We start from the raw sequence: 23272 nt of genomic DNA, 5'->3' as shown, positions 1-23272 counted from the left end.
TTGTTCGGATGGAATTTACTTCTCTAGCGTGCGGTATTTACGTTATGCAACGCAAATAACCGGGTGTAGTTTTAAGCCTTCTCGGCTACCTCTTCTGCGACGGGAGCGTCGGCAAGTACACTCGCCGGGCGATTTGCGCGCCGCTTCCGCGTGACGACGTCAATTGCGTAACCAATCACCGTCGCTGCCAGAGTCGGCAGGAACCATCCGAACTCGATGGCCTGGCCCGGGACGAGACTGAGGAAGTCCGCCAGTGCGGTGCGGCCAACGCCCAGGCCGGAGAGCACCGAGATACCCGACCAGATGGTGGCAACCCAGACACCCAGACGGTAGGTGTAATGCAGCTTGAAGGAGTAGGAAATGACTGGGTCGAGAATTGTCAGAGCAATCAGCGTGATTGCCGGCGGGTAGATGAAAGTGATAATCGGCGCGGCAATCGCCAGTACCTGAGACAGCCCCTGTGTTGCCATGACGAAGGACATGACCGTGAAGACAATCGCCCAGGCCTTGTAGCTGATCCCCGGAAGCAGCAGATTGAAGAACTCGCTGGTTGCGGCAATCAGGCCAACAGCCGTGGTCATGCAGGCCAGCAGGACGATGAGACCGAAGACAATCTGACCACCCTGTCCCATGGCCTGCTTGGAAGCCTCTGCGAGGATGCCCGAGCCGTTATCGAAGGAGGCGGCATTCGGCAGCACCTGGCCGACATATCCCAGACCCAAGTAGATGATGGCCAGCAAAATGCCGGCGAACAGACCTGAGATCATTGTGCCGCGAACCATACGCTTGCCCTCTGGGACACCGCTGACGCGGAGGGCAGAAATGACAATGATGCCGAATGCCAGGCCGGCGATGGAGTCCATGGTCAGGTAGCCCTCGACTAGGCCGGAGGCAAATGGGGTAGAGGAGTACTTTTCAATTGGCCCAGCCGAAGCGGCATCGAATTTGAAGGCCGACATCCCAACCAATACAACCAAGAGAATCAGCAGAGCCGGGGTGAGAATCTTGCCCAGCTTGGACACAATTTCATTCGGATTCCACGCCAATGCCAAGGCGATACCGAAGAAAACAAAGTAGAACGCCGCAGCGGCGGCCAGCGAATCACTGCCGAAAATCGGCTGGACACCGGTTTCATACGACACGGCACCGGTACGCGGCAGAGCGTAGAAAGCACCGATAGAAAGGTATGCGATTACTGGGAAGCCCAGGGAAAAGATGCGGCCCGCGCGGAACGCTAGGTCACGTAAATTGCTGCCTGAAATGGCGATCGCAATGATGGCCAGAACTGGCAACGCCACACCGGTGAGCAGGAAGCCGGTGATTGAGGGGCCAAAGTTGGTACCGGAATCCACTCCGAGCTTCGGCGGGAAGATGAGGTTGCCCGCGCCGAAGAACATCGAAAACAGCATGAGCGCTGTAACAACGATTATGGAAGCGAAAGACTTCGAGGACTCCACTCCGCTCGACTTGGTCATGAGAATTGTGTTCTTTCTAAATTAGTGTCGCCCGTAAGGTCAAGGGCGATGCTGCATGCTGCTGTGGCGACGCCGTTGTTGCTGGTGCTGCGGTGGCGCAAACGCCCGTTACAGCAGCGCAATTGCAGTTCGTGTGCCCATGTAGATGAAAGGCCACGATGTCGAAAACTGACACTTTAATGTGAAATTGTGAATTGTCACGGGCTGGGTGGAGCCTGATGCGTGAATTAAGTTGCGGCTTGTATGAGCCGTCTTTATTTGAACTATTAAGGGGCTTCGACGGCGTTGGTGGTGCCGACGAAGGCACTCTATTTATCCTAATCGGGCGTTCGAGAGAGCGAAAATCAAGAAATTGCCCAGAGAGTTCGCTGCTCGTGATCGATCGACGCGCCAATAAAGAAAGAGCCTGGCACACACTTTTACGCTGACCGTGTGTGCGCCAGGCTCAGTAATAATTCCGTCGCTCTACAGCAGATCCTTCACCTTCGGATCCACCAGCGCGGTCACTGCGGCCTTCGCATCAGCCGCAGTCTCGGCATCGACAGCGTACGCTGCCATCTGCTGGCAAGTAGCGCGGTCGTGGAGGCGGAGAGCGGCGCGGACGGCCGGCACCTTCTTGGAAGCCATGGACAGCGAGCTCACGCCGAGACCCACCAGGACCAGTGCCAGCAGCGGGTCACCGCCGGCTTCACCGCAGACACTAATCGGCTTGCCGGTAGCATTGCCGCCCTTGCATGCGGACTTAATCATTTGCAGTACCGCTGGTTGCCACGGGGAAAGCAGATCCGCCAGAGCCCCCTGCATACGGTCGGCCGCCATAGTGTACTGCGACAAGTCGTTAGTACCAATGGAGGCAAAGTCCACAATGGACAGCAGCTGCTTCGCGCGAATTGCTGCTGCGGGGACCTCAATCATGATGCCGACCTTCGGCAGGCCACGCTCACGCGCCCTGTCCGCAAACCACTTTGTTTCTTCGACCGTTGCTATCATCGGAGCCATAACCCGCAGGTCAGCCTTGCGGCCGGTGGCATCAAACGCAGCGGCGAGTGCATCCAGCTGCGTATCCAGCAAATCTTCCCGAGCCTGCGACAGGCGCAGTCCGCGGCGACCCAGCGCCGGGTTTTCTTCCTCGCCTAGGTCGGCAAAGCTCAGCGGCTTATCCGCGCCCGCATCCAGTGTGCGCACAACCACGCGGCGCTCACCGAATGCCTTCAGCACACGAGTGTAGGTTTCCGTTTGTTCTTCCAAACTCGGAGCCTTGTCGCGGTCGAGGAAAAGAAACTCAGTACGGAACAGACCTGTGCCCTCATTATCCTGCGCTGCTGCAGACTCACCATCTTCCGCCGTACCAATGTTGGCCAGCAGATTCACAGGGTAACCATCAGCGGTCTTGCCTGCGCCCACAGACTGCGCCAGGGCGGCTTCCCGGCGACGAGCGCGCTCTTCCAACTCGGCGACCTCATCGGCGGTCGGATTCGCAATCACCTCACCGGCGCCACCGTCAATGGCGACAAGGGTACCGGCCTCAAGTTCCATGACGCCCTTCGCCTTAACGACGGCCGGAATGCCCAGCTGAGCTGCGAGGATAGCCGTGTGACTGGTCGGCCCGCCACCAGCGGTGGCAATGCCTACGACCAACTCGGGATCAAGCCCCACGGTTTCGGCGGGCGCGAGATCGTCGGCAAGCAGAATAGTTGGGGTGGAGACATCCGGGACGCCCGGCTTTGGCAGACCGCGCAGCTCGCAAATCGTGCGGTCGCGAACATCGTAAAGGTCGGTGACACGTTCAGCCATGTAGCCGCCGAGACTTGCAAGGAGCTGCGCGTAGTCCTCAACGGCATCGTGAACTGCCTGGGTGACGCCGGAGCCCGCCTTAAGTTTCTTCACCACGGCCTTGACGAGCGCCCTATCGGAAGCCAGTTGCGCAGTAGCCTCCAGAATCGGACGTGCCTGCGGGCTGGAATGCTCAGCTTGCTTCTTCAGCGACTCTGCGACGTTGGCCATCGCTTCGCGAACGCGCTCACCATCGGCGACAGGGTCGGTCGACGATGGCTCTTGAGTATCAACTCCCGGAGCGGGGAGTACCTTTACTACTTCAGCGCTGGCCGTACCGGTCGAGACACCGATGCCATAGATGACAGTGTGCTGCTCGTTCATTGCTTCCGATCTCCTTTTCGGGACCTTTGCGGGGAGACCCCGTCGGTCGTGGTGTGCCGTGGTGTTATCCAGGAGTGTTTTAGCTGGGCTTACTCGGCATCCAGGTCGCGCTCGAGCATGGCAGCGAGCTCGTCCAGAGCTGCAGCTGCGGAGTCGTCCTCACAGCTCAGCGTGACTTCATCACCGTGCTTAGCGCCGAGGGTCATGACCTCCAGAATCGAAGCGGCATCGGCCTCTTCGTCATCCAGAGAAATGACAATGTCGTAGTCGTACTCAGCAGCAGCCTGAGTGAACAGGGAAGCCGGGCGAGCGTGCAGGCCTACGGAGGAACCGATGGTCGCGGTACGAGTAATCATGGTTGAATCCTTTCGGGTCGAGTGTGTGAAATTCTCTGACTCAGGCACAGTGCCTGTACACCCCACCGCGGGTGCGCCGCCCGCTGGTGCTTGCTTAGCATCAACGTCGCGCACGCTCCGGGAAGCCCTGGAGGCGGTGGGAGATACAGCCGCTGCCTGCACAATGCGTGCAATGTGCAGGGTGAGGTAGGAAATTTCGTCTTCCGTTAGCTCCGACCCCAGACGCAGTTCAATGACTGCGGAGATGCGCTGTGCGCAACGATATGCCTCTGGGGAAGAGTCACGGATGGCCTGGCCAATAGCGGAGGAGTGGTCTTTCAACTGCTCATGCTTGGCGATCCGGACGAACAGGTAGCGCAGGTGCGTGATGAAGCGCCCCACATTGACAGTCTCTGGCTCCAGCGTGATGCCAAAATCACTTTCAATGATTGTGAGCAGCTGCTGCAGCACGCCCGTCATGGTGTAGGTGAAGCTCAAATCGCCCGTAGAAAAACCAGCATTGACCAGGTGTAACGTAATTGCCACCGATTCTGAGCGGGGCAATGGCGCTATACGACGGTCATTGAGAGCGCGATTGATATGCGACAAAATGGCCTGCGCCTGCGCGTACTCTTCACTATAAAGTTGGCTGACTTCCGCGAGCAGCGGGTAATCAGCTTGCTGCCCGTTAGCTGCCCTCATGATGGCGAAACCAATGTGATCGGCCAACGCCACAAGAAGGGAAGCGTTCTTTGTCATTGATTCCGGCAGACCGGCCGCGGTTACCGCATCGGTCACAAGAGTGATGTGGGCCAACGGAATCTCTGTGAGCATCGTGGCAATATGGTCCGGATCGCGGCCTTCCGCTGGGACAAAGATTCGAACAACTTTGCTCGAATCAACCGACTGCCCCGGGCGGGCCTTGAAGCCAATGCCGCGGCCGGTGATGATTTTCTCGCCGGTCGCGTCCTTGGCCAGGACCACGTTGTTATTGAATACTCTTAAGATTTCCATGTCGGTAACCGTGAACTCCTCCATAAGTTGAGGGATTTCAGGCCGGTATGCCTTCTAGAAATCAATTATGGCTGAACTTCGATGACGGTGTCGCCGGCGTGGACGGTGATGCCGGTGACCGGGGAAACCTTGGTCAGCTTCTTGGTATTGGTGATGGTCATCAGCGTCGTGGTTGGGTAACCAGCTTCCTTGATCTTGTCGAAATCGACTTCGGCAAGAACATCGCCGGCCTCGACGTGCTGCTTCTTGGAAACCTGGACATCGAAGCCCTCACCGGCCATCTTGACCGTGTCAATACCGACGTGGACGAGTACCTCCACACCGTCATCGGTCTTAATGCCGAAGGCGTGACCGGTCTTGGCCACGGTCATCAACGTGCCCGATACGGGGGCGACCACGGTCGAATTGGTCGGCTTGATTCCGACACCGTCACCGAGAGCACCGGAGGCAAAGACCGCGTCGCCGGCATCGGCAAGGTTAACAACCTCACCGGCAACTGGGGCCTGTACCTGTACAGGCTTGGTAGCAACGGCCGTTGCGGCACCACCGGCGCCAGCTGCTGCGGCAGCCGGTGCGACAGCCTCGGTGTTGGCGCCGCTTTCACCTGGAGTCCCAGCGGGAGCGGAAGCGGAGTCACCTGAGGCAGCGTGTGGGGTGTCGTCGCTGGGCTCGTCGTCAAGCTCTGCGGCGCGTGCGGCCTCGGCCTCAGCCTTATCTTCCGGCGTGCGGTAGTCGGTGAGGATGATTGCGAACATGGCGACGAAGAACGCCACTGCAATGGAGATCAAGTAGACCCAGATTGGCTTGAACACGACAGTGGTAATCAGAGAGGTAAAGACGAAGGCGTTGGTGGTCACGCCACCGTACGGCGCGGAGAGGATGGCGATTGTCAGACCGCCGGCGAAACAGCCGAGCAGCATACGCGGGTAGATCCTCTTAAAGCGCAGGTGAATACCGTAGAGAGACGGCTCGGAGATACCGCCGAACAGACCCGCAGCGAGTGCGCCTGTTGCAGTCTGGCGCATCTGAGTGTCGTGGTCGCGCATGGAAAGAACCAGCACACCGGCAGTGGCGCCGAAGCAGGCGAAGTTCCAGGCGCCCATTGGGCCTTGGATGAAGTCGTAGCCGAGAGTCTGGATATTGACCAGCATCAGCGCATTCAGTGGCCAGTGCAGGCCAAGCGGTACGAGGAACGGGTAGAGCATCGGGATCAGAATTGCGAACACAAACGGTGCGTTCGAGTTCATCCATGCTAGGCCAGAGCCGATGCCGTTACCAAGCCAGATGCCCAGTGGGCCGATGAGGAAAGCGGTCAACGGAATCATAATCAACATGGAGATAAACGGCACGAAGACCATCTGCACATTCTCCGGGAAGACCTTCTTCAGACCGTGGTAGACCACAGCAAGGATTGCCACCATGATTAGCGGTACGAAGACCTGTCCACCGTAGTCATTGAGCTGCATCGGCAGACCGAAGATGTTGGCGGTGAATGCCTCGGTGCCCAGTTCCTCGTTGACTGTCCGGACGGTGTCGGAGAAGCGCTCAGTATCCTGCAGACTCATAAACTCCGGAGTCATCAGGGCAGCCATGATGGCCGCGCCCAGCCATGGATCTACCCGCAACTTCTTCGCTGCGTTGTAGGCGACCATGATTGGCAGGAAGTAGAAGACGCTGCGCCACATGGCATCGACGAAAACCCAGGTGGCGGACTTATCGTCAGCGCGGAAGTCGACGATATTCAGACCATCGAGAACTGCGGCAATCGCGATGATCAGCGATGCACCCAGCAGCACGCCCAGGATTGGGCGGAACGAATCCGAGAGGTACTCGAAGAAGTTATCCAGCCAGGAATACTTGCCGCGTGCCTTCGAGCGGGCTTCTGCCTTTACGTCTGCATCGGACTTAGTGGCGACCGCGCCCGCCCCCTTCATCTCTGGCAGGTGCTTAATTGCCGTGTACATCGACTCGACACCACCGCCACAGATGACCTGGTAACGGTTGTCGCCCTGGTGAACGACGCCGAGTACGCCCGGCACCTTGTCAATCTTGTCCTCGTTGATCTTGGAGACATCACCGAGTTCAAAACGCAGACGCGTCGCACAGTGTGTCATGCTTGTGATGTTTCCGGGTCCACCGAGGTTTTCAACTATTGCCCTCGCGCTGGAATCTTTTGACGACCCCATCGTGACCTTCCTTCGCGGTAAACAGGGCCGTTAAACGCAAAAAAGACCCGAGGCACCACAAACTGTGGGCCTCAGGTCTTGCCTCAAAAGAGTAACAACCCTGGGTTGATATCTATTGATTTCGACCCTACTCCGCTTTACATAGTTTTGACAAGGTAGTAATTCAAGTCCAATTTTCACATTTGGGGATAGCCCGGATTGCCTGTGGACAACCGAATGCAACTTCCTTCGCGCTCAACACGGAAGTCGTAAGGTGGCAGCTATGAGGATTGGAGTTTTAGGTGTAGGAGCTGTGGGCGGCTGGTTTGGCGGTCGCCTCGTGCAAGCGGGCTATGATGTTGTCTTTCTCGCCCGCGGTGAGACCCTGACACGTCTTCGTGAGGTGGGGCTCACGCTTATCGACGAGCACGGGGAACGCAGCATTATCCCTGTTAAGGCAGCCGACAACTGGGACGAACTCACTGCCGATGGCATCGGCGTCGATGTTGTGATTGCGGCAACCAAGGCGCTGCCGGGCAACGATCCTTTCCCACAAGTTCCGGCTGGAGCCACGGTTGTGACCACCCATAACTCGGTGGAAATCCCTTATTTGGCAGCGGGGCGGTTCGGTGAGGACAAGGTGTTCCCGGGTGTTATCCGCGGTTTCTTTATCCACACTGGCCCGGCGGAAGTTACCTTCCGCCCAGGACCGATGAGCCTGAACATCGGCACATTCGATGGCTCCACTAATGACCTGGTCGGGGAAGTTATCGAGGCATTGCACACGGCTGGGCTCGGTGGCGAACAGCTCCCGGATATCTGGGTCGATATCTGGGCAAAAGCGATGTTCGTGGCTAACCTCGGTGCACTAGGTGCCCTGGCTGATAGCCCGATTGGTTACTTGCGTTCGGAAATGCGCGACAGCTTGACGCGGATGTTTGAAGAAACTGAAGCAGTTGGTCGAGCCTGCGGTGTCGCGCTGCCAGAGGACATCGTGTCGCGGACCTTGGCCTTTACTGATGCTCAGGGGTACGACAACACCTCGTCGATGCAGCGTGACTACACCGAAGGCCTTGCCAATGAGCTCGATGCCCAGATTGGCGCAATCCGCCGGATGGGGCAGAAGGTGTCAGTGGAAACACCGACACTCGATCTGGTGTATGGCGCTCTGGTTGGGCGTCAACAGAACCACAAGGATTAACAGCTGCGGCGCGCAGTTAAATCAAACCGGAATTGGGGGATTGGAAAGACTGATGAAAATTGGATCGGACTACACGGAAAACAATGGGCTCATCATCGGTGACGATGAATTGGCTCGACCGGCGTGGGCGGCTCACAGCGAGCTGCTGAGAGACTATTACGATACCGAGTGGGGGATGCCGGTGCGTGATGAGCAAGGACTATTCGAACGGCTCAGTCTGGAAGTATTTCAGGCGGGACTGTCGTGGGAGACAGTTCTGAAGAAGCGGCCCGCGTTTCGGGAAGCCTTCGCGAACTTCGACCCCGATGCGGTTGCTGATTTCGATGACGAAGACGTCGAAAGATTGATGAATGACGAACGGATCATTCGGAATCGCAGGAAGATAACCGCAGTAATCAATAACGCCGAGGCGACTATTGCACTGCGTGAGCACGGCGGCTTAGCCGAGCTGATGTGGTCGTTTAAACCGGAGAAGTCTCCGGAGCCACGCTCAATCGAAGAGGTTCCCAGCTTCTCCGAAGAGTCCAAGGCGCTTGCCAAGGCATTAAAGAAAGCCGGTTTTAAGTTCGTAGGCCCCACCACGGTCTTTGCATCAATGGCTGCCGTGGGGATTGTCGATATCAACATTGTTGGCGCACATCGGCGCGGTGCCTCTGGCGTTTTTGACTAGGTGAGTGGGGGGGGGAAACTAGGTGAGTGGGGAACGTGACTAGCTAAGGGGAAAGAAAAAGAGCGTGCCGTCAGGCACGCTCATAATCTACCGGTCAGCGTAGAACTACTTGTTCTCGTAGGAGTCGGAGTAGTTCTGGCCGTCCTCAGAAGTCCACTTCATGGTGTCCTTAGTGAACGGCTGCTCCCAGCCGTTTTCAATCTCGGACTCCGGAGCGGTCGGCAGACCGATCTCGTTTTCCAGTGCACCGTTGGCAACCCAAGTCTCGCGAATCTTACCAATCAGTGGCTGTGCACCATTGGTCTCCGGGGACTCAACGAAGGTGACGTTCTCGTATTCAGCGGCAACTGCGTCGCCGACCTTCTTAGCGGACTTGAACTCGCCAGCTTCAGCACCGTACGGGGAGGTGAAGGAAGAAGCTGCCTCGGTGATGGACTCAGGCAGGTCAGCTTCTGCCACATCCTCGCCAGCAGCGTCGCCCAGACCCAGACCGTTCATAGCCTCGTTAGCCTTGTCCTTAGCACCGTCAGCAGCGTCGCCAGCCTTATCCTTGACGCCGTCAGCAGCGTCGCCAGCCTTATCCTTGGCGCCATTAGCAGCGTCGCCAGCCTTATCAGTGGCGTCGGTTGCTACCTGGCCAGCCTGATCCTTGGCGTTGTTAGCAGCATCCTGTGCATCATCGGAAGAACATGCAGCCAGGCCGCCGAGAAGAGCGGCGGAGCCGACGATTGCGGTAGCGATACGGGTCATCTTCTTGTTCTGCATTTCAAACCACTTTCTTGAGAGCTAACTAAGTTACCTATTCAATTATCGGCATCTTCCACTATTTGCCCGAATTAAATTCAAAGAGAAAATGACAATTCTTTTGAATATCAGGCATCGGAAGAGGGCGTGGCTTCAAAGCCGTACAGAAAGAACATTAGGTAATTCTGAGACTTGCGCAAGTCAAATGACGTGAATCTGTGCACTTTGTGCACTATTTGTTACCGATTTTGCGTGACTGCGAAAATGGAATAGTGCTGGTGAGGACGTTCTGGGTAACGGATAGGTATCAATCTTATCAAGCTTGACATTTATTGCTTATTTTCTTTCCCTGCGGGATTGGAGCCGCGGGCCTCGTCGTCAAGCGTGTACTCACCATCTGGTAGGACGAACCAGGCCAAGAGGTAAAGAGCGAGGAATCCAGCGCCAATCTTCCAGCCAAGCATCAATCCAACGCAGGGAAGGATGATGTAGACCATTCGTGTGAAAGTGATATCCCAACCTTGGCTTTCCGCAATTCCTGCCAGGACGCCACCGATGAGGCGGTCATTACGCGAGCGGTAAATTTTCTTGGTGGATTTTTCGGGAGGGGCATCGCTCATTAGATAAATACTCCAAGGTATGGATATTTAAGTACTTCCGGTTGATTGCGCTTATGCGTAAGTTTCCTTCGGCATGATAATCCATGCTGCGAGGTAGAGAAGAAACTGCGGACCCGGCATCAGGAAAGACGCGACAAATATAACGCGCAGCAAAGTCGCATCCCAGTTGAAGTACTCAGCGAACCCACCGAGCACACCGGCAACCATTTTGTTATTGGTGGAACGGGTCAGTGACTTGTTGTTCATACTTATCAAGGGTAGCCCTGATCCGTTTAGTTCGCAGTGGTGCTAGCTCTACTAAATGTGCCGACTAAAACAGCATGCCTCACCTAAAAACACCGCTACCCCAAGACGGTTAGGTGGGGTAGCGGTGTGGGCGTCGTCAAGCGAGTTTTACTGGGCGAGTGCTAGCAGTCGTAGTAGAGCTCGAACTCCTGCGTTGTCGGGCGCAGACGTGCCGGCATAAGCAGCAGCGCGGCGGGCTTCGGGTGCTCCTTCTTGAAGTACGGGAAACCAGACGGGCCACCGGAGGAGGTCGAGGTGCCGGCGATGAGGATGTCGGAGTCGCTGATGGCTTCTTCTTCAGCCTCGACGATACGAACCTCTTCAAGCTGTGAGAACTCGTTCTTAATCCAATCGACATCCTTCTGAGTCGAAGCCTGCGAGCCTAAACCTTCTTAATGTTCATCGGCCACCGTATGCGGCGGCTGTGCTTAAGAAATTCCAGATGCATGCTCTCCAGAATCAATCAAATGCCTCGGCGTGGGCTCTCGAGTTGCCATTTCCGAGGGGGTATGTCGTACCACCATACGGAAAAGCCACAGCGTAGGGGCGTTTACGCAGTCTTCAGCACGCCATTTCCGCTTTACGACGGTCACAGCGGCAGAGTCCAATTTCCGTCAATAAGTTGCCCGTAATAACTACTTCGACATGCACAATTGATGCTTTTTGAGAACGATTACCGATGAGTGAATTATCCTCCCACGCATCAATGTTTATGAACTTTGTCACATGTCATTAATCTGCGACACATTTCTGGTTCAACGGGCGTGATTGCCTGGCATCCTACCTTCGCAGCATGCCCCATCCACCCTTGGTGGCCGCCCCTCGCATCCGTCTCTTGGTGGACGCCCCTCGCATCCGTCCCTAGTGTTGTCCCTAGCGCCGCCCTCGCACTTATGGCCAATTTTTTTGGTACTTATCGATGATTTTCCTTCACTTGTCGACGATTCTTCGTCACTTATCGACGGCTGTCCGGCTCTTATGCGCACGGTATCCTCCCCACCCTGTCACTTGTCGATACGCTGTTCACTTATGGCCACGCTATAGCGCATCGACAAGTGAATATTGCATCGATAAGACCGGGGAGGAGAGTGTGCGACTCTACTCGTGCAGGAGATGCGGCCCTTTTGTGGTGGTGTATGGTTCTGTTCCGGGAAGTGGCCTGGAATCGCGCACAAATTCGTGCTCACATACGCGCGTATGTGGGCCCAGGCACCCGCAGCCAGCATGGCCGCAACGAAAAACCGCCTGGCCACATTAACTGTGGTCAGGCGGCATCTAACAAGCTCGTCGGGCAGTCGTGAGGAGCAATGGGTGATGCTCGCTGCGGCCGTCGTAAAGCGAAAACTTTAGCAGTCGTAGTACATTTCGTATTCCTGCGGAGTCGGGCGCAGGCGAACTGGCTCGATCTCGTTTTCGTACTTGAAGTCGATGTAGGTCTGGATGAGGTCCTCGGTGAAGACATCGCCCTCGAGCAGGAACTCGTGGTCGTTCTTCAGAGCCTCAAGAGCGGCCTCGAGGGAGGTCGGAGCCTGTGGGATGTCGGCTGCCTCCTCTGGCGGGAGCTCGTAAAGGTCCTTGTCGACCGGAGCGTGCGGCTCGATGCGGTTCTTCACGCCGTCCAGTCCGGCCATCATCATGGCGGCGAAACCAAGGTACGGGTTACCTGACGGGTCCGGAGCGCGGAACTCGATGCGCTTTGCCTTCGGGTTGGAGCCGGTGATCGGAATGCGCACAGCGGCCGAGCGATTGCGCTGCGAGTAGACCAGATTAATCGGAGCCTCGAAGCCCTTGACCAGGCGATGGTAGGAGTTCAGAGTTGGGTTGGTGAAGGCCAGAACTGCACCGGCGTGGTGCAGGATGCCGCCAATGTACCAGCGAGCGATGTCCGACAGGCCTGCGTAACCGGCCTCATCGTGGAACAGCGGCTTGCCGTCCTTCCACAGCGACTGGTGAGCGTGCATGCCTGAGCCGTTGTCGCCAGCCAGCGGCTTTGGCATGAAGGTGACCGACTTGCCCTCTTCCCAGGCGGTGTTCTTGATGATGTACTTGAAGGACTGCAGATCATCTGCAGCGTGCAGCATCGTGTTGAACTTGTAGTTGATTTCCTGCTGGCCGCCAGTGCCGACCTCGTGGTGGGCTCGCTCCAGGTCGAAGCCGGCGTTGGCCAGCTGGAGACACATTTTGTCGCGCAGATCCTGGTAATGGTCGTATGGGGCGACCGGGAAGTAGCCGCCCTTCAGGCGAGTCTTGTAACCCAGGTTCGTGGATCCATCTGGGTTCTCGTCCTTGCCTCGGTTCCACCAGCCTTCGACGGAGTCAACTTCGTAGAAGCCGCGGTTGGTGTCGGTTTCGAACTTAACGTTGTCGAAGATATAGAACTCGGCCTCAGCGCCGAAGAAGCAGGTATCGGCGATTCCGGTGGAGATTAGGTATTCCTCTGCCTTCTTGGCGACATTGCGCGGGTCGCGGGAGAATGGCTCGAGGGTAAATGGATCGTGGACGAAGAACTTGACGTTCAGGGTCTTCGCCTTGCGGAACGGGTCAATACGCGCGGTGCTGAGGTCGGGTAGCAGCGCCATGTCGGACTCGTCGATGGAAGTGAAGCCGCGGACTGAAGATCCGTCGAACGCCAGGCCTTCGGTCATCGCATCTTCGTCGAATGCGGATGCGGGGATGGTGAAGTGCTGCTCGGTGCCGGGAACATCTGTGAAGCGAACGTCAACGAATTCGACGCCCTCTTCCTTGATATACGCGACTACTTCCTCGGGAGTATTGAAGGACATGTGCGGTCTCCTTAGTTGGCCTTGGTTAGTGCGAGGCGGGGCTGGGTACGACTTTCGTACGCCTGTCTCGCTGTCAAGGACTGGCCGGTTGACGCTTTTAAGCTTAACGAACCGCGCATTCATTCTGGAATTAGAACCACGAATTTTGCCGTGCAGCATAAAAAACCCGCCAATACGGAATGGGTTACGCAAATAGGGATTAGGTTATCTGTTTGTGGAAACAGGGCAATACCCTGCGCATTCGCGTCACACACGCTTTACGACGAGCCTTTAGCCCCATGCTGATAAGAAAATGGAAAAGGCGACGCAACATCGCCCCCGGAATTACCCCCCCCGCATAGGCTGAGTGGCTGTCCCAGCCCGTGATTTGATAGCCGGATTACTGCATTAGACTATGAACCCATGGAAGAAAAGCACAGTTGGCTAGATGGCCCTCAGATTCCGGGAGAGTTTGATAATCCGGACAAACTCTCGGACTATCCCGGCCAGGCGTTGGGTCTTGCCCCCGATGGCCCAGGCTCGCAAGCGACGCTGATGCGTCGCGTCGGCGGTATTCTTATTGACTGGATTATTTCCTTGATGATCGCCGGCGCTGTTTCGATGTTCGTCGGCCCGAGTGAGGGGCAGATTGAACAGTTCGGGGATTCGTTTATCGCCTGGCAGTCATTCCTTGCGACCTATACGCCAGTTGTCTTCCTCATTATTGGCACGGTGTCGGTTTGGCTGTTCGCCCGCACTCCGGGGCAGTGGATGATGAAGATGGGCGTCGCTCGCGTGGACAAGCCCAGCGAGCGAGTCGGCTTTGTTCGTGCCTTCTTCCGCAGCTTGCTTACTCTTTTCCTGCTGCCGCCAGCAATCACCGACTCGGATATGCGCGGCATGCACGACCGTGCCACTGGCACGGCCGTCATTTTGGGTTAGTTCTGTTTGAGTTAGTGCTATAGCACCAACACGACCAGGACCTGGGCGAGAATGATCTTCATGATCATTGCCATTGGATACACCGTTGTGTATCCCATTGCCGGCAACTCGTTCTTGGCCTGGTCGTTGACGTATGAGAGCACTGCCGGGTGAGTCTGCAAGCCCGAGAGGATACCCGCAGTTTGACCGAACGGAATCTTCAGCACGCGGTGACCGACAATGAGGGTCAACAGTGCGGAGCTAAAGGCGATGATGGCGGCAAGGCCCAGAACTGTCAGTGATGCCGGGTCAGACAACGCAGCCTGGAATCCCTTACCAGCAGTGGTGCCGATACCAGCCAGGAACAGCGCTAGACCCATGGTGCGGAACGCCAGGTTGGCCGAGTAGGGGATAGGCCAAACCAATGGGCCAGTGCGACCAACAGCACCCAGAATCAGTGCCACAACCAGTGGACCACCAGCGGATCCCAGGGCTAGCGAGCTGCCGCCCGGAAGCGGAATCTTGATGAGACCGACCAAGACGCCCAGCGTAAGCCCAAGGGTGAGCGGCAAGAGGTTGACGTCGGAAAGCTTCTTGTAAGAGTCGCCGAAGAACTTTGTTGCGTCCTTGATTTTCTCTGGCGGTGCAACCACTCGGACGCGGTCGCCAAGCTCGAGGCGCATGTTTGGTTCCGCGACGATGTCGTGGTCGCCGCGGCGAATACGCGTAATAATCATGCCGTCCATGCGAGTCTGAAGCTCCGCGATAGGTACGCCAACCACATCAGATGCGGAGACAAAGATGCGACGGAAATCCAGGCGACCGTCGTGCGTCGGATCACCTGGCATAAGCTCACCAATGTGCTCGGCGGCACGAGCAATCTCTTCCTCAGTCCCGACGACGGAAACAATATCGCCGACGGAGACAGTGTCACCCGGAGATGGAATGTAGAGGTGGCCCTTATACTCGATGCGTGAAACCGTGATGTCCAAACCGAACTTCGACGGAAGGTCAGTAATGGAAGGCAGGTCCTCCTTGAGGACCTTGATGTCCCGAGTATGCAGTGGGAGTGCGGCAACACCTGCGTCAATAGCTTCCTGATCGTGATCGACGCGGAAGACCTTCGACATAATACCGATTGAGGCAATCACTGCCAGCACACCGATTGGGTAGGCCAGGGAGTAACCAATCACCGGCATATCGTGGGCAGCGGCCAGCTCGCCCTTATCTGAAATTAGGCTAGGAAGAGCATCGACGATTGCGGCCATAGCCGGGGTGTTGGTCAGGGCGCCTGTGAAGGCGCCTGCGCCCTCCACCGGGTCAATAGGCAAAAACTTGATTAGCAAGAAAGACTCGATAGTGACAACTGCGAGCACACCAATGCCGAACAGGTTGTGCTTAATACCGCGTGAGCGTAACGAGCTGAAGAACTCGGGGCCCGCCTCCAGCCCGATGGTGTAGACGAATAATGCCAGGCCCACGATGTAAATCAGCGGGGAGATTTGAATTTCCGGCTCGATGGTCGCGAGGATAAGGCCGACGAAGAGGACGGCAGCCACGCCAAGCTTGAAGCCGAAGATCTTGATCTGGCCAATTGCCAGGCCAAGAAACAAAATCACTAGAAGCGCTAAGAGTTCATTTTCAGCCAAGAGTTGCACATATCCCATGGTGGCACAACTAGCAGTAATCTTCATTAAGTATTGTTTCCAGCAAGAATGAACCCTTTACCGGCGGCGAGGTAAGTAATAGAAATCGCTTCGACAAGACATCGGAAGCTGCGTTTGAGGGCGCAGCTTTAGACTTCGTTTTAGAGCTTTAAAGCACAAAAAAGGGGCCCGAAAGCCCCTTTTCCACAACCTAGATTGTCCCTCGTCGGGTTGCCCGAGCAACCAACCCTGGTGAAACCTAGCTAAAACCTCTAGTGCTTCTTGCCACGATTGGCGGCACGGCGCGCACGACGGTTCATGCCGGCCTGTGGGTTAGCGCCCTTCGGCATAGGACCCTTGGGCATGTTCGCGCGCGCATCGCGAATGCGGTCCATCGACTGGATGCGCTCATTCAAAGCATTGGCCTGATCCTTATTCAGGTTGCGTGGCAGACGCATGAGTTCGCGCTGCAGCTTCTTCGGCGGGACCTGACCCTCGTCGCTACCAGCAATCATGTCGTAAATCGGAGCTTCGCCCGCAATGCGTGCCAGCGACTTCTTCTCACGAGCAATCATCTGCTTGACGCGGTTCGGGTCACCTTCACCGACCAGCACAATACCGGCGTTACCAATAACACGGTGAACAGCATCCATGTGCTGATTAGCGACAACACCGGTCTTGACGTGCCAGACATAGCCAACGCCCTGACGCATATTGTCCAGCGTCCACGCCGCAGCGCCGGCTTGGCCTTCTGCCTCGGTGTAGAAGGAAGCCTCAAGACGCTTGGAGAAGATGTACATCGCGACCATAAAGCCGATCGAAATACCAATAATCGTCAGAACCCAGGGCCAGACTCCACCAATGAGCAGACCAAGCAGTAGCAGCAGGATAATCGGGCCGAAGAAGCCCAGTGCCATGTAAGGCACGAGCTTGTTGTCCCGCGAGCGTTGCAGCTTAAACGCCTGCCACATCTGGCTACGAGTCTGCTTACGCTGAGCGCGCTTGGCGGCGCGGTTCGCCTTCTTCATTTCTTTCGCATCATTGGTCGCCATAATCACCAACTTTAGGGCATGCGATGTAGTTTTAGGCAATAGACCGCGCCGTAGCGCCGTTTCGCTTTACGACGGCGTTGCGGCCGTCAGGCCTCTAGGAAGCCGGAATAGCCGAAGTGACTGGCGTATCCTCCGATGCGCCGTAGCGGTCGAGCAGAGTCGAGGCTTCCTGAAGCGCGAGGTTGTTGTCGTTGTCGTCGGCAAGCGCGGACAGATGTGCAGGCAGTTCCTGACCGCGGTGCGCCAGTGCGCGGGCGTAGAGCCGTCCAGCGCGGTAGGAAGAGCGGACCAGCGGGCCGGACATGACACCAGCAAAGCCCATCTCTTCAGCGGTCTTGGAGAGCTTAACGAACTCCTCCGGCTTAACCCAACGTTCAATTGGGTGGTGCAGTGGAGTGGGGCGGAGGTACTGAGTGATCGTCAGAATGTCGCAGCCGGCATCGTGCAAATCCTGCATAGCGGAGACGATTTCGTCATAGGATTCGCCCATGCCCAGGATGAGGTTGGACTTGGTAACTAGCCCAGCTTCGCGAGCACGAGTGATGAGTTCCAAGGAACGCTCGTAGCGGAATGCGGGGCGGATACGCTTGAAGATGCGCGGCACCGTCTCCAGATTGTGAGCGAAAACCTCGGGCTTGGCGTCGAAGACCTGCTGTGCGGCAGATTCGTCGCCACGGAAGTCATCGACAAGGAGCTCGACACCGGTATTCGGGTTGAGTTCGTGGATCTGTCGGCATGTCTCTGCGTAGAGCCAGGATGCACCATCGGGCAGGTCGTCGCGGGCGACACCGGTGATAGTGGCATAACGAAGACCCATCTCGCGGACGGACTCTGCAACACGGCGCGGCTCATCCTTATCCAATGGGTCGGGCTTGGCCGAGTTAATCTGGCAGAAGTCGCAGCGGCGGGTGCACTTATCGCCGCCGATGAGGAAGGTGGCCTCGCGGTCTTCCCAGCACTCGTGAATGTTCGGGCAGCCAGCCTCCTGACAAACTGTGTGCAGGGAGGCGCCCGAGACACGGTTCTTCATGTCTTTGTAGCTGGGGCCCGGGCGAACCTGGTTGCGGATCCACCGTGGCTTGTTTTCGATAGGGGTCTCGGCATTTCGTGCCTCGACGCGCAGTAACTTACGTCCTTCTGGCTTAACAGTCACAGTTTCACCCTACTTGTTTGTTGATGAGTACTCGAATATGCCGGTAGTGGAGTTATGCTTCACCCGGTGTGGCAGGCCCTTCGTGGGGTCGGGCGCGGAGCCGAAGGAATGGTCGGCAACGGTCAGACGGCCTTCCAAAGCATCTTGTAAATCCGCCAGAAGCGGCTCTGTCATCTCTGACACGCTAACATCTCGGTCAAGCTCCCGGGATAGGGTGGTCACTCCAGCATCGGAGATGCCACACGGGATGATGTAGTTGTAGAACTCCATAGAGTTGTCGCAGTTCAGACTGAGTCCGTGCATGGTCACACCATGAGTCACGCGGATTCCCAGTGCCGCAATCTTTCGGTCGGTAATTCCGTTTGATGCGGGAATCCATACCCCCGAGCGGCCATCGATACGGCCAGCAGCTGCGATGCCGGCCCGGCGAACGGTTTGAATGAGGGCTTCTTCCAATCTGCGGACGTAGTCCACCACATCGACCGGCTGAGCGAGCTTGATGATGGGATACATCACCAGCTGGCCCGGGCCGTGCCAGGTGATGCGGCCCCCGCGGTCGACATCGACGACCGACAACCCATTGGTAGGGCGGTCCTCGGGCTGGGTGCGCTTTCCTGCTGTGTAAAGACTCGGGTGCTCAAGCACGAGAATCTGATCTGGAATCAGGTCTTTCGCACGCTTGGCGGCAAGATCTGCCTGTAGGTGCCAGGTCTCTTCGTAGTCGACAAGACCCAGGTGCTGAATCTCGATGTCGGAGCTAGAGGCTCGAATGGATTTATCTGCGCGAGTAAAAGGTTTTCTTGGGGCAGTCATGGTGGCCTATAGGATACGCCGAATTTCTGTGGGCCTCAGATTTCTTGTTACTTGGATAGCATCAGCCACAAAAATACCCCGGTGGTCACTAGAAAGTGACCGCCGGGGCGAAAGTGGCGTGCTTTTGTGGGCTTAGCCGAAGACGACGCGCAGGATGGAAACGGTGATTGCCGAAATACCTGCAGCGGCCGGAAGGGTAATAACCCAGGCCAAACCAATCGGCTTCATCAGGTTCCAGTTAGCGGCGCGGTTAACGATACCGACGCCGAGAACGGCACCAATCAGAATGTGGGTGGAGGAAACCGGCAGACCCAGCAGGGAAGCAATCATAACGACCACAGCAGCGGAAAGCTCTGCAGCAAAACCCGATGCCGGGTGGATCTCAGTCAGGCCGGATCCGACCGTCTTAATAACGAAGCGGCCGATAAACCACAGACCGGAAATCAAAGCGACACCCATGGTGGCCATGACTGCCAGCGGAACACCGGACTCGGAAGAAATCTCGTTGGTACGGAGAACATCCAGAATTGCCACGAACGGGCCAAGCGCGTTAGCGATGTCGTTCGAACCGTGGGAGAAAGCGAACGCAGCAGCGGTGAAGACCTGCATCCAGCTGAACAGCAGGAAGGTGGAACGATCCAAATCCTGACGTTTCAAAGTACGCGCAAAGATGTAAACGGCAAGCCACACAGCGGTGGCAATCATGCCCATAATCAGGAAGTTGTCCAGGCCGGACAGGCCCAGGTGCAGGTTCTTCAGACCCTTGAACAGCATCATCGCGGAGATGACGATAGAGCCCAGGGCCGCTAGACCCGGAACCCAAGCTTCCAGCGCGCGGTGAGCGCGGACATCATCAACCTTGGACTCGATGTGGACGAGCTTGCGGAAATACTCAGACTCCAGGTCATCCGGAGTCCAGTCGTTGTCACGCATCGTTGTCGCATCGCGAAGCATCGCGTTGGTGTAAGAGATCTGCTCGTGCTCAGGCAGCTTTTCGAACTCTTCACGGTGCTGCGCCTTGAGGTCCGCCTTTTCCTGGTGGATGGACTGCAGCTGCTTGGAAGCCTTGTCGTTGTAAACGAGAATCGAGTTCTTAATACCGCCGAACAGAAGGAACGCAACCAAACCGCCGAGTAGCGGAGAGAGGACCCAGGAAATTGCGATCTGGCCAATCTGATCCCACTGGACCATGCTCCAGCCACCCTTGCCGGTGATGAAACCGACCGTCAGTGCGGCACCGACGATACCGCCGACGATGGAGTGGGTAGTGGAAACTGGCCAACCCATGCGGGTGGCAACGAGGAGCCACACTGCCGCGCCGAGAAGCGCGGACATCATGATGAAGGCGAACTCCATCGGGTCCAAACCGTGGATCGCATTCAGGTCCACAATGCCGGAACGGACGGTGTCAGTAACCTCGCCACCTGCGAGGACGGCGCCCGAAACCTCAAAGACTGAAGCGACAACTAGCGCCTGCTTCATGCTCAGGGTGCCGGCACCGACTGAAGTACCGAAGGAGTTAGCAACGTCGTTACCGCCGATGTTGAACGCCATGAAGATGGCGAACGCGATGGTAATCAGAAGAATTGCCGTATTTGCCTGCGAGCCGACGAAGTCATAAGCCCAGAAGACAAAAATTACGATGTTGATTGCGAGAAGCCCGCCGAAGAAGAGATGCCACCACTTATCTGAGGAGTTCGATTGCTCAGACGATGTGGCCCCGGTCGACGAACTAGTATTCGCTGGAGCCGAGGACATGCTCCACCTTTCTAAGTTACGTACAGAGAGCGAAAATAGGCACGCCAAAGAAGCCTGCTGTCTGATGATTTCTTAGATTGGTAAAGGCTAATTGCTAACTAGGTGACGGCTAGGTTAACAGATAATGAATTTAATTATCGCTATCTTTGGTGTCGGTGGACGCTGCTGGAAATTATAGCTGGAACTGCGTGTGTGGGTGTACGGAGTTTTCGCATTTCTGCAGTACAAAAGCATGCACATTTGCTACTCAGGGCTTTGTTTCCGGTTAAAACCTCCTGCTCTCCGCCAATGGCTTAATGGCGCAATAACAGCACGTAAATTCTTTGTGCCGATGGGGTCTTCGATAGGTGTGTAGATACGTGGATTCTCAGCACAAGCCAAGAATAGGGCGCGAGGCATTTGAAGGAATCGCGAATCAGGTTTAACTGCGGGGCGAATGCACCAAAAGAAATACCCGCGTCGGCCGCAAATTGCGACTAACGCGGGCAGGGAAGAGGTAGAACCTCTTGCTAGCAAACTAGTTAGATTCCCACGGCGCTACGCCCCTTCCCCCCCCGGGAGGGGAGAAGGCTGCTTAGAGCTGCAAATCCGATTCGAAGTTAGCAACCTCGAGGCGGTCAACAACGGTCGTCATGAAGCGACCTGCATCAGCGCCGTCGATGAGGCGGTGATCGTAGGTAATTGGCAGGAAGACCATGGCACGAACACCAATGGCATCTGCCTCATTCTCGGTGACGACTACTGCGCGCTTCTTAATCGCGCCGGTGCCGACCATTGCAGCCTGTGGCGGAACCAGAATCGGGGTGTCGGTCAGGGCACCCTCGGAGCCAATGTTGGTAATGGTGAAGGTGCCGCCGGACAGGTCCTTCGGGGTCAGCTTGTTATTGCGAGCGCGGTCTGCGATGTCCGCGATAGCGGCAGCCAGCTCCGGCAGGGACATATCCTGAGCGTCGTGGATGACCGGGGAGAGCAAACCACGTTCGGTATCGACAGCGATACCCAGGTTGACCTGCTCGTGGTAGGTAATCTCCTTGGTCTCTTCGTTCCAGGAAGCGTTGACGTTCGGGTGGCTGACCAGAGCCTCAACGATTGCCTTTGCAAAGAATGGCAGGAAGGTCAGCTTCGCGCCGTGCTTCTTCTCGAACTCAGCCTTCTTAGTAGCGCGCAGATCCCAGATGGCAGTCATATCTGCCTCGTGGACCTGGGTCAGCTGTGCGGAAGTCTGCAGAGACTCGAGGGTCTTGGCGGCGGTAATCTCGCGGATGCGGTTGACACGCTGGGTGGTGCCGCGCAGCTCAGCGAGCTCAGGACGAACGCCCTTGTTGGACCAGTTGGAGCCGGACTCGGCAGCAGTCTCCTGGCCGCCCTCGGCAGCGCGCAGAACATCCTGCTTACGAATGCGGCCGCCAATCCCAGAGCCCTGGACCTTAGTCAGGTCAACGCCGTGCTTGTCAGCCAGCTTGCGAACCAGCGGGGTGACGTAAGGAACGTCCTTGTTGGCGGAAGGCTTGGATTCAGCCTTCGGAGCCTCAGCCTTTGGAGTCTCCTTCTTCGGCTCTTCCTTCTTTGGCTCCGGCTTGGACTCTGCCTTCGGCTCTTCCTTCTTTGGCTCCGGCTTGGACTCTGCCTTTGGAGCTTCCTTCTTCGGTGCGGCCTTCTTTGGCTGGCCACTGCCAACGCGAGCGATGACCTCGCCGACATCAACGGTGTCGTCTTCGTCGTAGAGGACCTCGAGCAGGGTGCCTGCGACCGGGGAAGGAATTTCGGTGTCGACCTTGTCGGTGGAAACCTCGAGCAGTGGCTCGTCGACCTCGACGGTGTCGCCGACCTTCTTCAGCCAGGTGGTGATGGTGCCTTCGGTGACGGACTCGCCGAGCTCCGGCATCTCAACGTCGGTGGCGTCGCCAGCGTCAACGTCAGTGGAGTCTTCCTCAGTCTCCTCGTTGGCCTTTACTGGTTCCTCTTCCTTCTCGACTGCAGCAGATGCCTCTTCGGTTTCTTCCTCAGCCGATTCGTTGGCGGCCGGAGCAGCGTCTGCATCGCCAACGCGAGCGATGACCTCGCCGACATCAACGGTGTCGTCTTCGTCGTAGAGGACCTCGAGCAGGGTGCCTGCGACCGGGGAAGGAATTTCGGTGTCGACCTTGTCGGTGGAAACCTCGAGCAGTGGCTCGTCGACCTCGACGGTGTCGCCGACCTTCTTCAGCCAGGTGGTGATGGTGCCTTCGGTGACGGATTCGCCGAGCTCCGGCATCTCAACGTCGGTAGCGGAACCGGAAGCGGCCTTCGGTGCTTCCTTCTTTGGCTCTTCAGCTTCTTCCTTCGGAGCTTCTTCCTCAGTCTCCTCTGCGGAATCGTCAGCGCCTTCCGGCTCTTCGCCCGGCTCTCCGACCTTTGCGATAACCTCGCCAACATCGACGGTGTCGTCTTCTTCAAAGAGAATCTCGGTGAGAACACCGGCGACCGGAGATGGAATTTCGGTGTCGACCTTGTCGGTGGAA

The 23272-nt window shown here is 56.9% G+C and carries 17 protein-coding genes and 2 pseudogenes; 3 read left to right on the top strand and 16 right to left on the bottom strand.

Features of this window, described 5'->3' with window-relative positions:
- Positions 1-71 precede the first annotated feature (71 nt).
- The 5 genes and pseudogenes from brnQ to HMPREF2708_RS09075 all read right to left on the bottom strand — a co-directional run bounded on the left by brnQ (position 72) and on the right by HMPREF2708_RS09075 (position 7167).
- Entirely contained in the window at positions 72-1475 is a 1404-nt protein-coding gene (gene brnQ, locus HMPREF2708_RS09090; RefSeq protein WP_070834001.1) for a branched-chain amino acid transport system II carrier protein, read from the bottom strand.
- Positions 1476-1940: 465 nt separating this feature from the next.
- Positions 1941-3632, bottom strand: a complete 1692-nt coding sequence (ptsP, locus tag HMPREF2708_RS09085; RefSeq protein WP_070834000.1) for a phosphoenolpyruvate--protein phosphotransferase — start codon at positions 3630-3632, stop codon at positions 1941-1943.
- Positions 3633-3721: 89 nt separating this feature from the next.
- Positions 3722-3988 (bottom strand): HPr family phosphocarrier protein, encoded by a 267-nt coding sequence (locus HMPREF2708_RS11305; protein WP_224433282.1) that lies wholly within the window; start codon positions 3986-3988, stop codon positions 3722-3724.
- 177 nt (positions 3989-4165) lie between these two features.
- Positions 4166-4981, bottom strand: a pseudogene (locus HMPREF2708_RS11300) (PRD domain-containing protein); the annotation flags it as partial.
- 65 nt (positions 4982-5046) lie between these two features.
- Entirely contained in the window at positions 5047-7167 is a 2121-nt protein-coding gene (locus tag HMPREF2708_RS09075; RefSeq protein ID WP_070833998.1) for a glucose PTS transporter subunit IIA, read from the bottom strand.
- Between the two features lie 262 nt (positions 7168-7429).
- Between HMPREF2708_RS09075 and HMPREF2708_RS09070 the strand changes: the two genes are divergently transcribed.
- A complete protein-coding gene (locus HMPREF2708_RS09070; protein WP_070833997.1) occupies positions 7430-8347 on the top strand; it encodes a 2-dehydropantoate 2-reductase in 918 nt (305 codons plus the stop codon).
- Between the two features lie 52 nt (positions 8348-8399).
- Positions 8400-9017, top strand: a complete 618-nt coding sequence (locus HMPREF2708_RS09065) for a DNA-3-methyladenine glycosylase I (protein ID WP_070833996.1) — start codon at positions 8400-8402, stop codon at positions 9015-9017.
- Between the two features lie 105 nt (positions 9018-9122).
- Here the strand turns inward: HMPREF2708_RS09065 and HMPREF2708_RS09060 are convergent, their stop codons facing one another.
- The 5 genes and pseudogenes from HMPREF2708_RS09060 to glnA all read right to left on the bottom strand — a co-directional run bounded on the left by HMPREF2708_RS09060 (position 9123) and on the right by glnA (position 13449).
- The gene (locus HMPREF2708_RS09060) at positions 9123-9782 is read right to left on the bottom strand and encodes a hypothetical protein (RefSeq protein ID WP_070833995.1); all 660 of its coding nucleotides are present in this window, start codon (positions 9780-9782) and stop codon (positions 9123-9125) included.
- A 308-nt stretch (positions 9783-10090) separates the two neighbouring features.
- Complete coding sequence (locus HMPREF2708_RS09055; protein WP_070833994.1) at positions 10091-10381, bottom strand: PspC domain-containing protein; 291 nt, start codon at positions 10379-10381, stop codon at positions 10091-10093.
- A gap of 51 nt (positions 10382-10432) precedes the next feature.
- Positions 10433-10627, bottom strand: a complete 195-nt coding sequence (locus tag HMPREF2708_RS09050; protein ID WP_070833993.1) for a PspC domain-containing protein — start codon at positions 10625-10627, stop codon at positions 10433-10435.
- A 200-nt stretch (positions 10628-10827) separates the two neighbouring features.
- A pseudogene (locus HMPREF2708_RS10935) lies at positions 10828-11046 on the bottom strand (ornithine cyclodeaminase); the annotation flags it as partial.
- 966 nt (positions 11047-12012) lie between these two features.
- The gene (glnA, locus tag HMPREF2708_RS09040) at positions 12013-13449 is read right to left on the bottom strand and encodes a type I glutamate--ammonia ligase (protein WP_070833991.1); all 1437 of its coding nucleotides are present in this window, start codon (positions 13447-13449) and stop codon (positions 12013-12015) included.
- Between the two features lie 402 nt (positions 13450-13851).
- Between glnA and HMPREF2708_RS09035 the strand changes: the two genes are divergently transcribed.
- Positions 13852-14370 carry an RDD family protein gene (locus HMPREF2708_RS09035; RefSeq protein ID WP_070833990.1) on the top strand — a complete coding sequence of 173 codons (519 nt, stop codon included), beginning with the start codon at positions 13852-13854 and terminating at the stop codon, positions 14368-14370.
- 17 nt (positions 14371-14387) lie between these two features.
- Here the strand turns inward: HMPREF2708_RS09035 and HMPREF2708_RS09030 are convergent, their stop codons facing one another.
- The 6 genes from HMPREF2708_RS09030 to sucB all read right to left on the bottom strand — a co-directional run.
- Positions 14388-16007 (bottom strand): aspartate:alanine exchanger family transporter, encoded by a 1620-nt coding sequence (locus HMPREF2708_RS09030; protein ID WP_210400343.1) that lies wholly within the window; start codon positions 16005-16007, stop codon positions 14388-14390.
- A gap of 260 nt (positions 16008-16267) precedes the next feature.
- Complete coding sequence (locus HMPREF2708_RS09025) at positions 16268-17047, bottom strand: DUF4191 domain-containing protein (RefSeq protein WP_070833988.1); 780 nt, start codon at positions 17045-17047, stop codon at positions 16268-16270.
- A gap of 94 nt (positions 17048-17141) precedes the next feature.
- Entirely contained in the window at positions 17142-18200 is a 1059-nt protein-coding gene (gene lipA / locus HMPREF2708_RS09020) for a lipoyl synthase (RefSeq protein ID WP_070833987.1), read from the bottom strand.
- 9 nt (positions 18201-18209) lie between these two features.
- Positions 18210-19013 carry a lipoyl(octanoyl) transferase LipB gene (gene lipB / locus HMPREF2708_RS09015; RefSeq protein WP_070833986.1) on the bottom strand — a complete coding sequence of 268 codons (804 nt, stop codon included), beginning with the start codon at positions 19011-19013 and terminating at the stop codon, positions 18210-18212.
- 132 nt (positions 19014-19145) lie between these two features.
- Positions 19146-20771 carry an inorganic phosphate transporter gene (locus HMPREF2708_RS09010; protein WP_070833985.1) on the bottom strand — a complete coding sequence of 542 codons (1626 nt, stop codon included), beginning with the start codon at positions 20769-20771 and terminating at the stop codon, positions 19146-19148.
- A 574-nt stretch (positions 20772-21345) separates the two neighbouring features.
- Positions 21346-23272, bottom strand: a 1927-nt coding sequence (gene sucB, locus HMPREF2708_RS09005) for a 2-oxoglutarate dehydrogenase, E2 component, dihydrolipoamide succinyltransferase (RefSeq protein ID WP_083321917.1), incomplete at its 5' end; no start/stop codon positions are given.

Source organism: Corynebacterium sp. HMSC073H12 (assembly GCF_001837775.1).
Taxonomy (GTDB): domain Bacteria; phylum Actinomycetota; class Actinomycetes; order Mycobacteriales; family Mycobacteriaceae; genus Corynebacterium; species Corynebacterium amycolatum.
This window is presented reverse-complemented; position numbering and strand designations above follow the sequence as displayed.

Bases quoted from the DNA above. Each gene is read 5' to 3' on its own strand.
- brnQ (WP_070834001.1), bottom strand. From the start codon at position 1,475: ATGACCAAGTCGAGCGGAGTGGAGTCCTCGAAGTCTTTCGCTTCCATA.
- ptsP (WP_070834000.1), bottom strand. From the start codon at position 3,632: ATGAACGAGCAGCACACTGTCATCTATGGCATCGGTGTCTCGACCGGT.
- HMPREF2708_RS11305 (WP_224433282.1), bottom strand. From the start codon at position 3,988: ATGATTACTCGTACCGCGACCATCGGTTCCTCCGTAGGCCTGCACGCT.
- HMPREF2708_RS09075 (WP_070833998.1), bottom strand. From the start codon at position 7,167: ATGGGGTCGTCAAAAGATTCCAGCGCGAGGGCAATAGTTGAAAACCTC.
- HMPREF2708_RS09070 (WP_070833997.1), top strand. From the start codon at position 7,430: ATGAGGATTGGAGTTTTAGGTGTAGGAGCTGTGGGCGGCTGGTTTGGC.
- HMPREF2708_RS09065 (WP_070833996.1), top strand. From the start codon at position 8,400: ATGAAAATTGGATCGGACTACACGGAAAACAATGGGCTCATCATCGGT.
- HMPREF2708_RS09060 (WP_070833995.1), bottom strand. From the start codon at position 9,782: ATGCAGAACAAGAAGATGACCCGTATCGCTACCGCAATCGTCGGCTCC.
- HMPREF2708_RS09055 (WP_070833994.1), bottom strand. From the start codon at position 10,381: ATGAGCGATGCCCCTCCCGAAAAATCCACCAAGAAAATTTACCGCTCG.
- HMPREF2708_RS09050 (WP_070833993.1), bottom strand. From the start codon at position 10,627: ATGAACAACAAGTCACTGACCCGTTCCACCAATAACAAAATGGTTGCC.
- glnA (WP_070833991.1), bottom strand. From the start codon at position 13,449: ATGTCCTTCAATACTCCCGAGGAAGTAGTCGCGTATATCAAGGAAGAG.
- HMPREF2708_RS09035 (WP_070833990.1), top strand. From the start codon at position 13,852: ATGGAAGAAAAGCACAGTTGGCTAGATGGCCCTCAGATTCCGGGAGAG.
- HMPREF2708_RS09025 (WP_070833988.1), bottom strand. From the start codon at position 17,047: ATGGCGACCAATGATGCGAAAGAAATGAAGAAGGCGAACCGCGCCGCC.
- lipB (WP_070833986.1), bottom strand. From the start codon at position 19,013: ATGACTGCCCCAAGAAAACCTTTTACTCGCGCAGATAAATCCATTCGA.
- HMPREF2708_RS09010 (WP_070833985.1), bottom strand. From the start codon at position 20,771: ATGTCCTCGGCTCCAGCGAATACTAGTTCGTCGACCGGGGCCACATCG.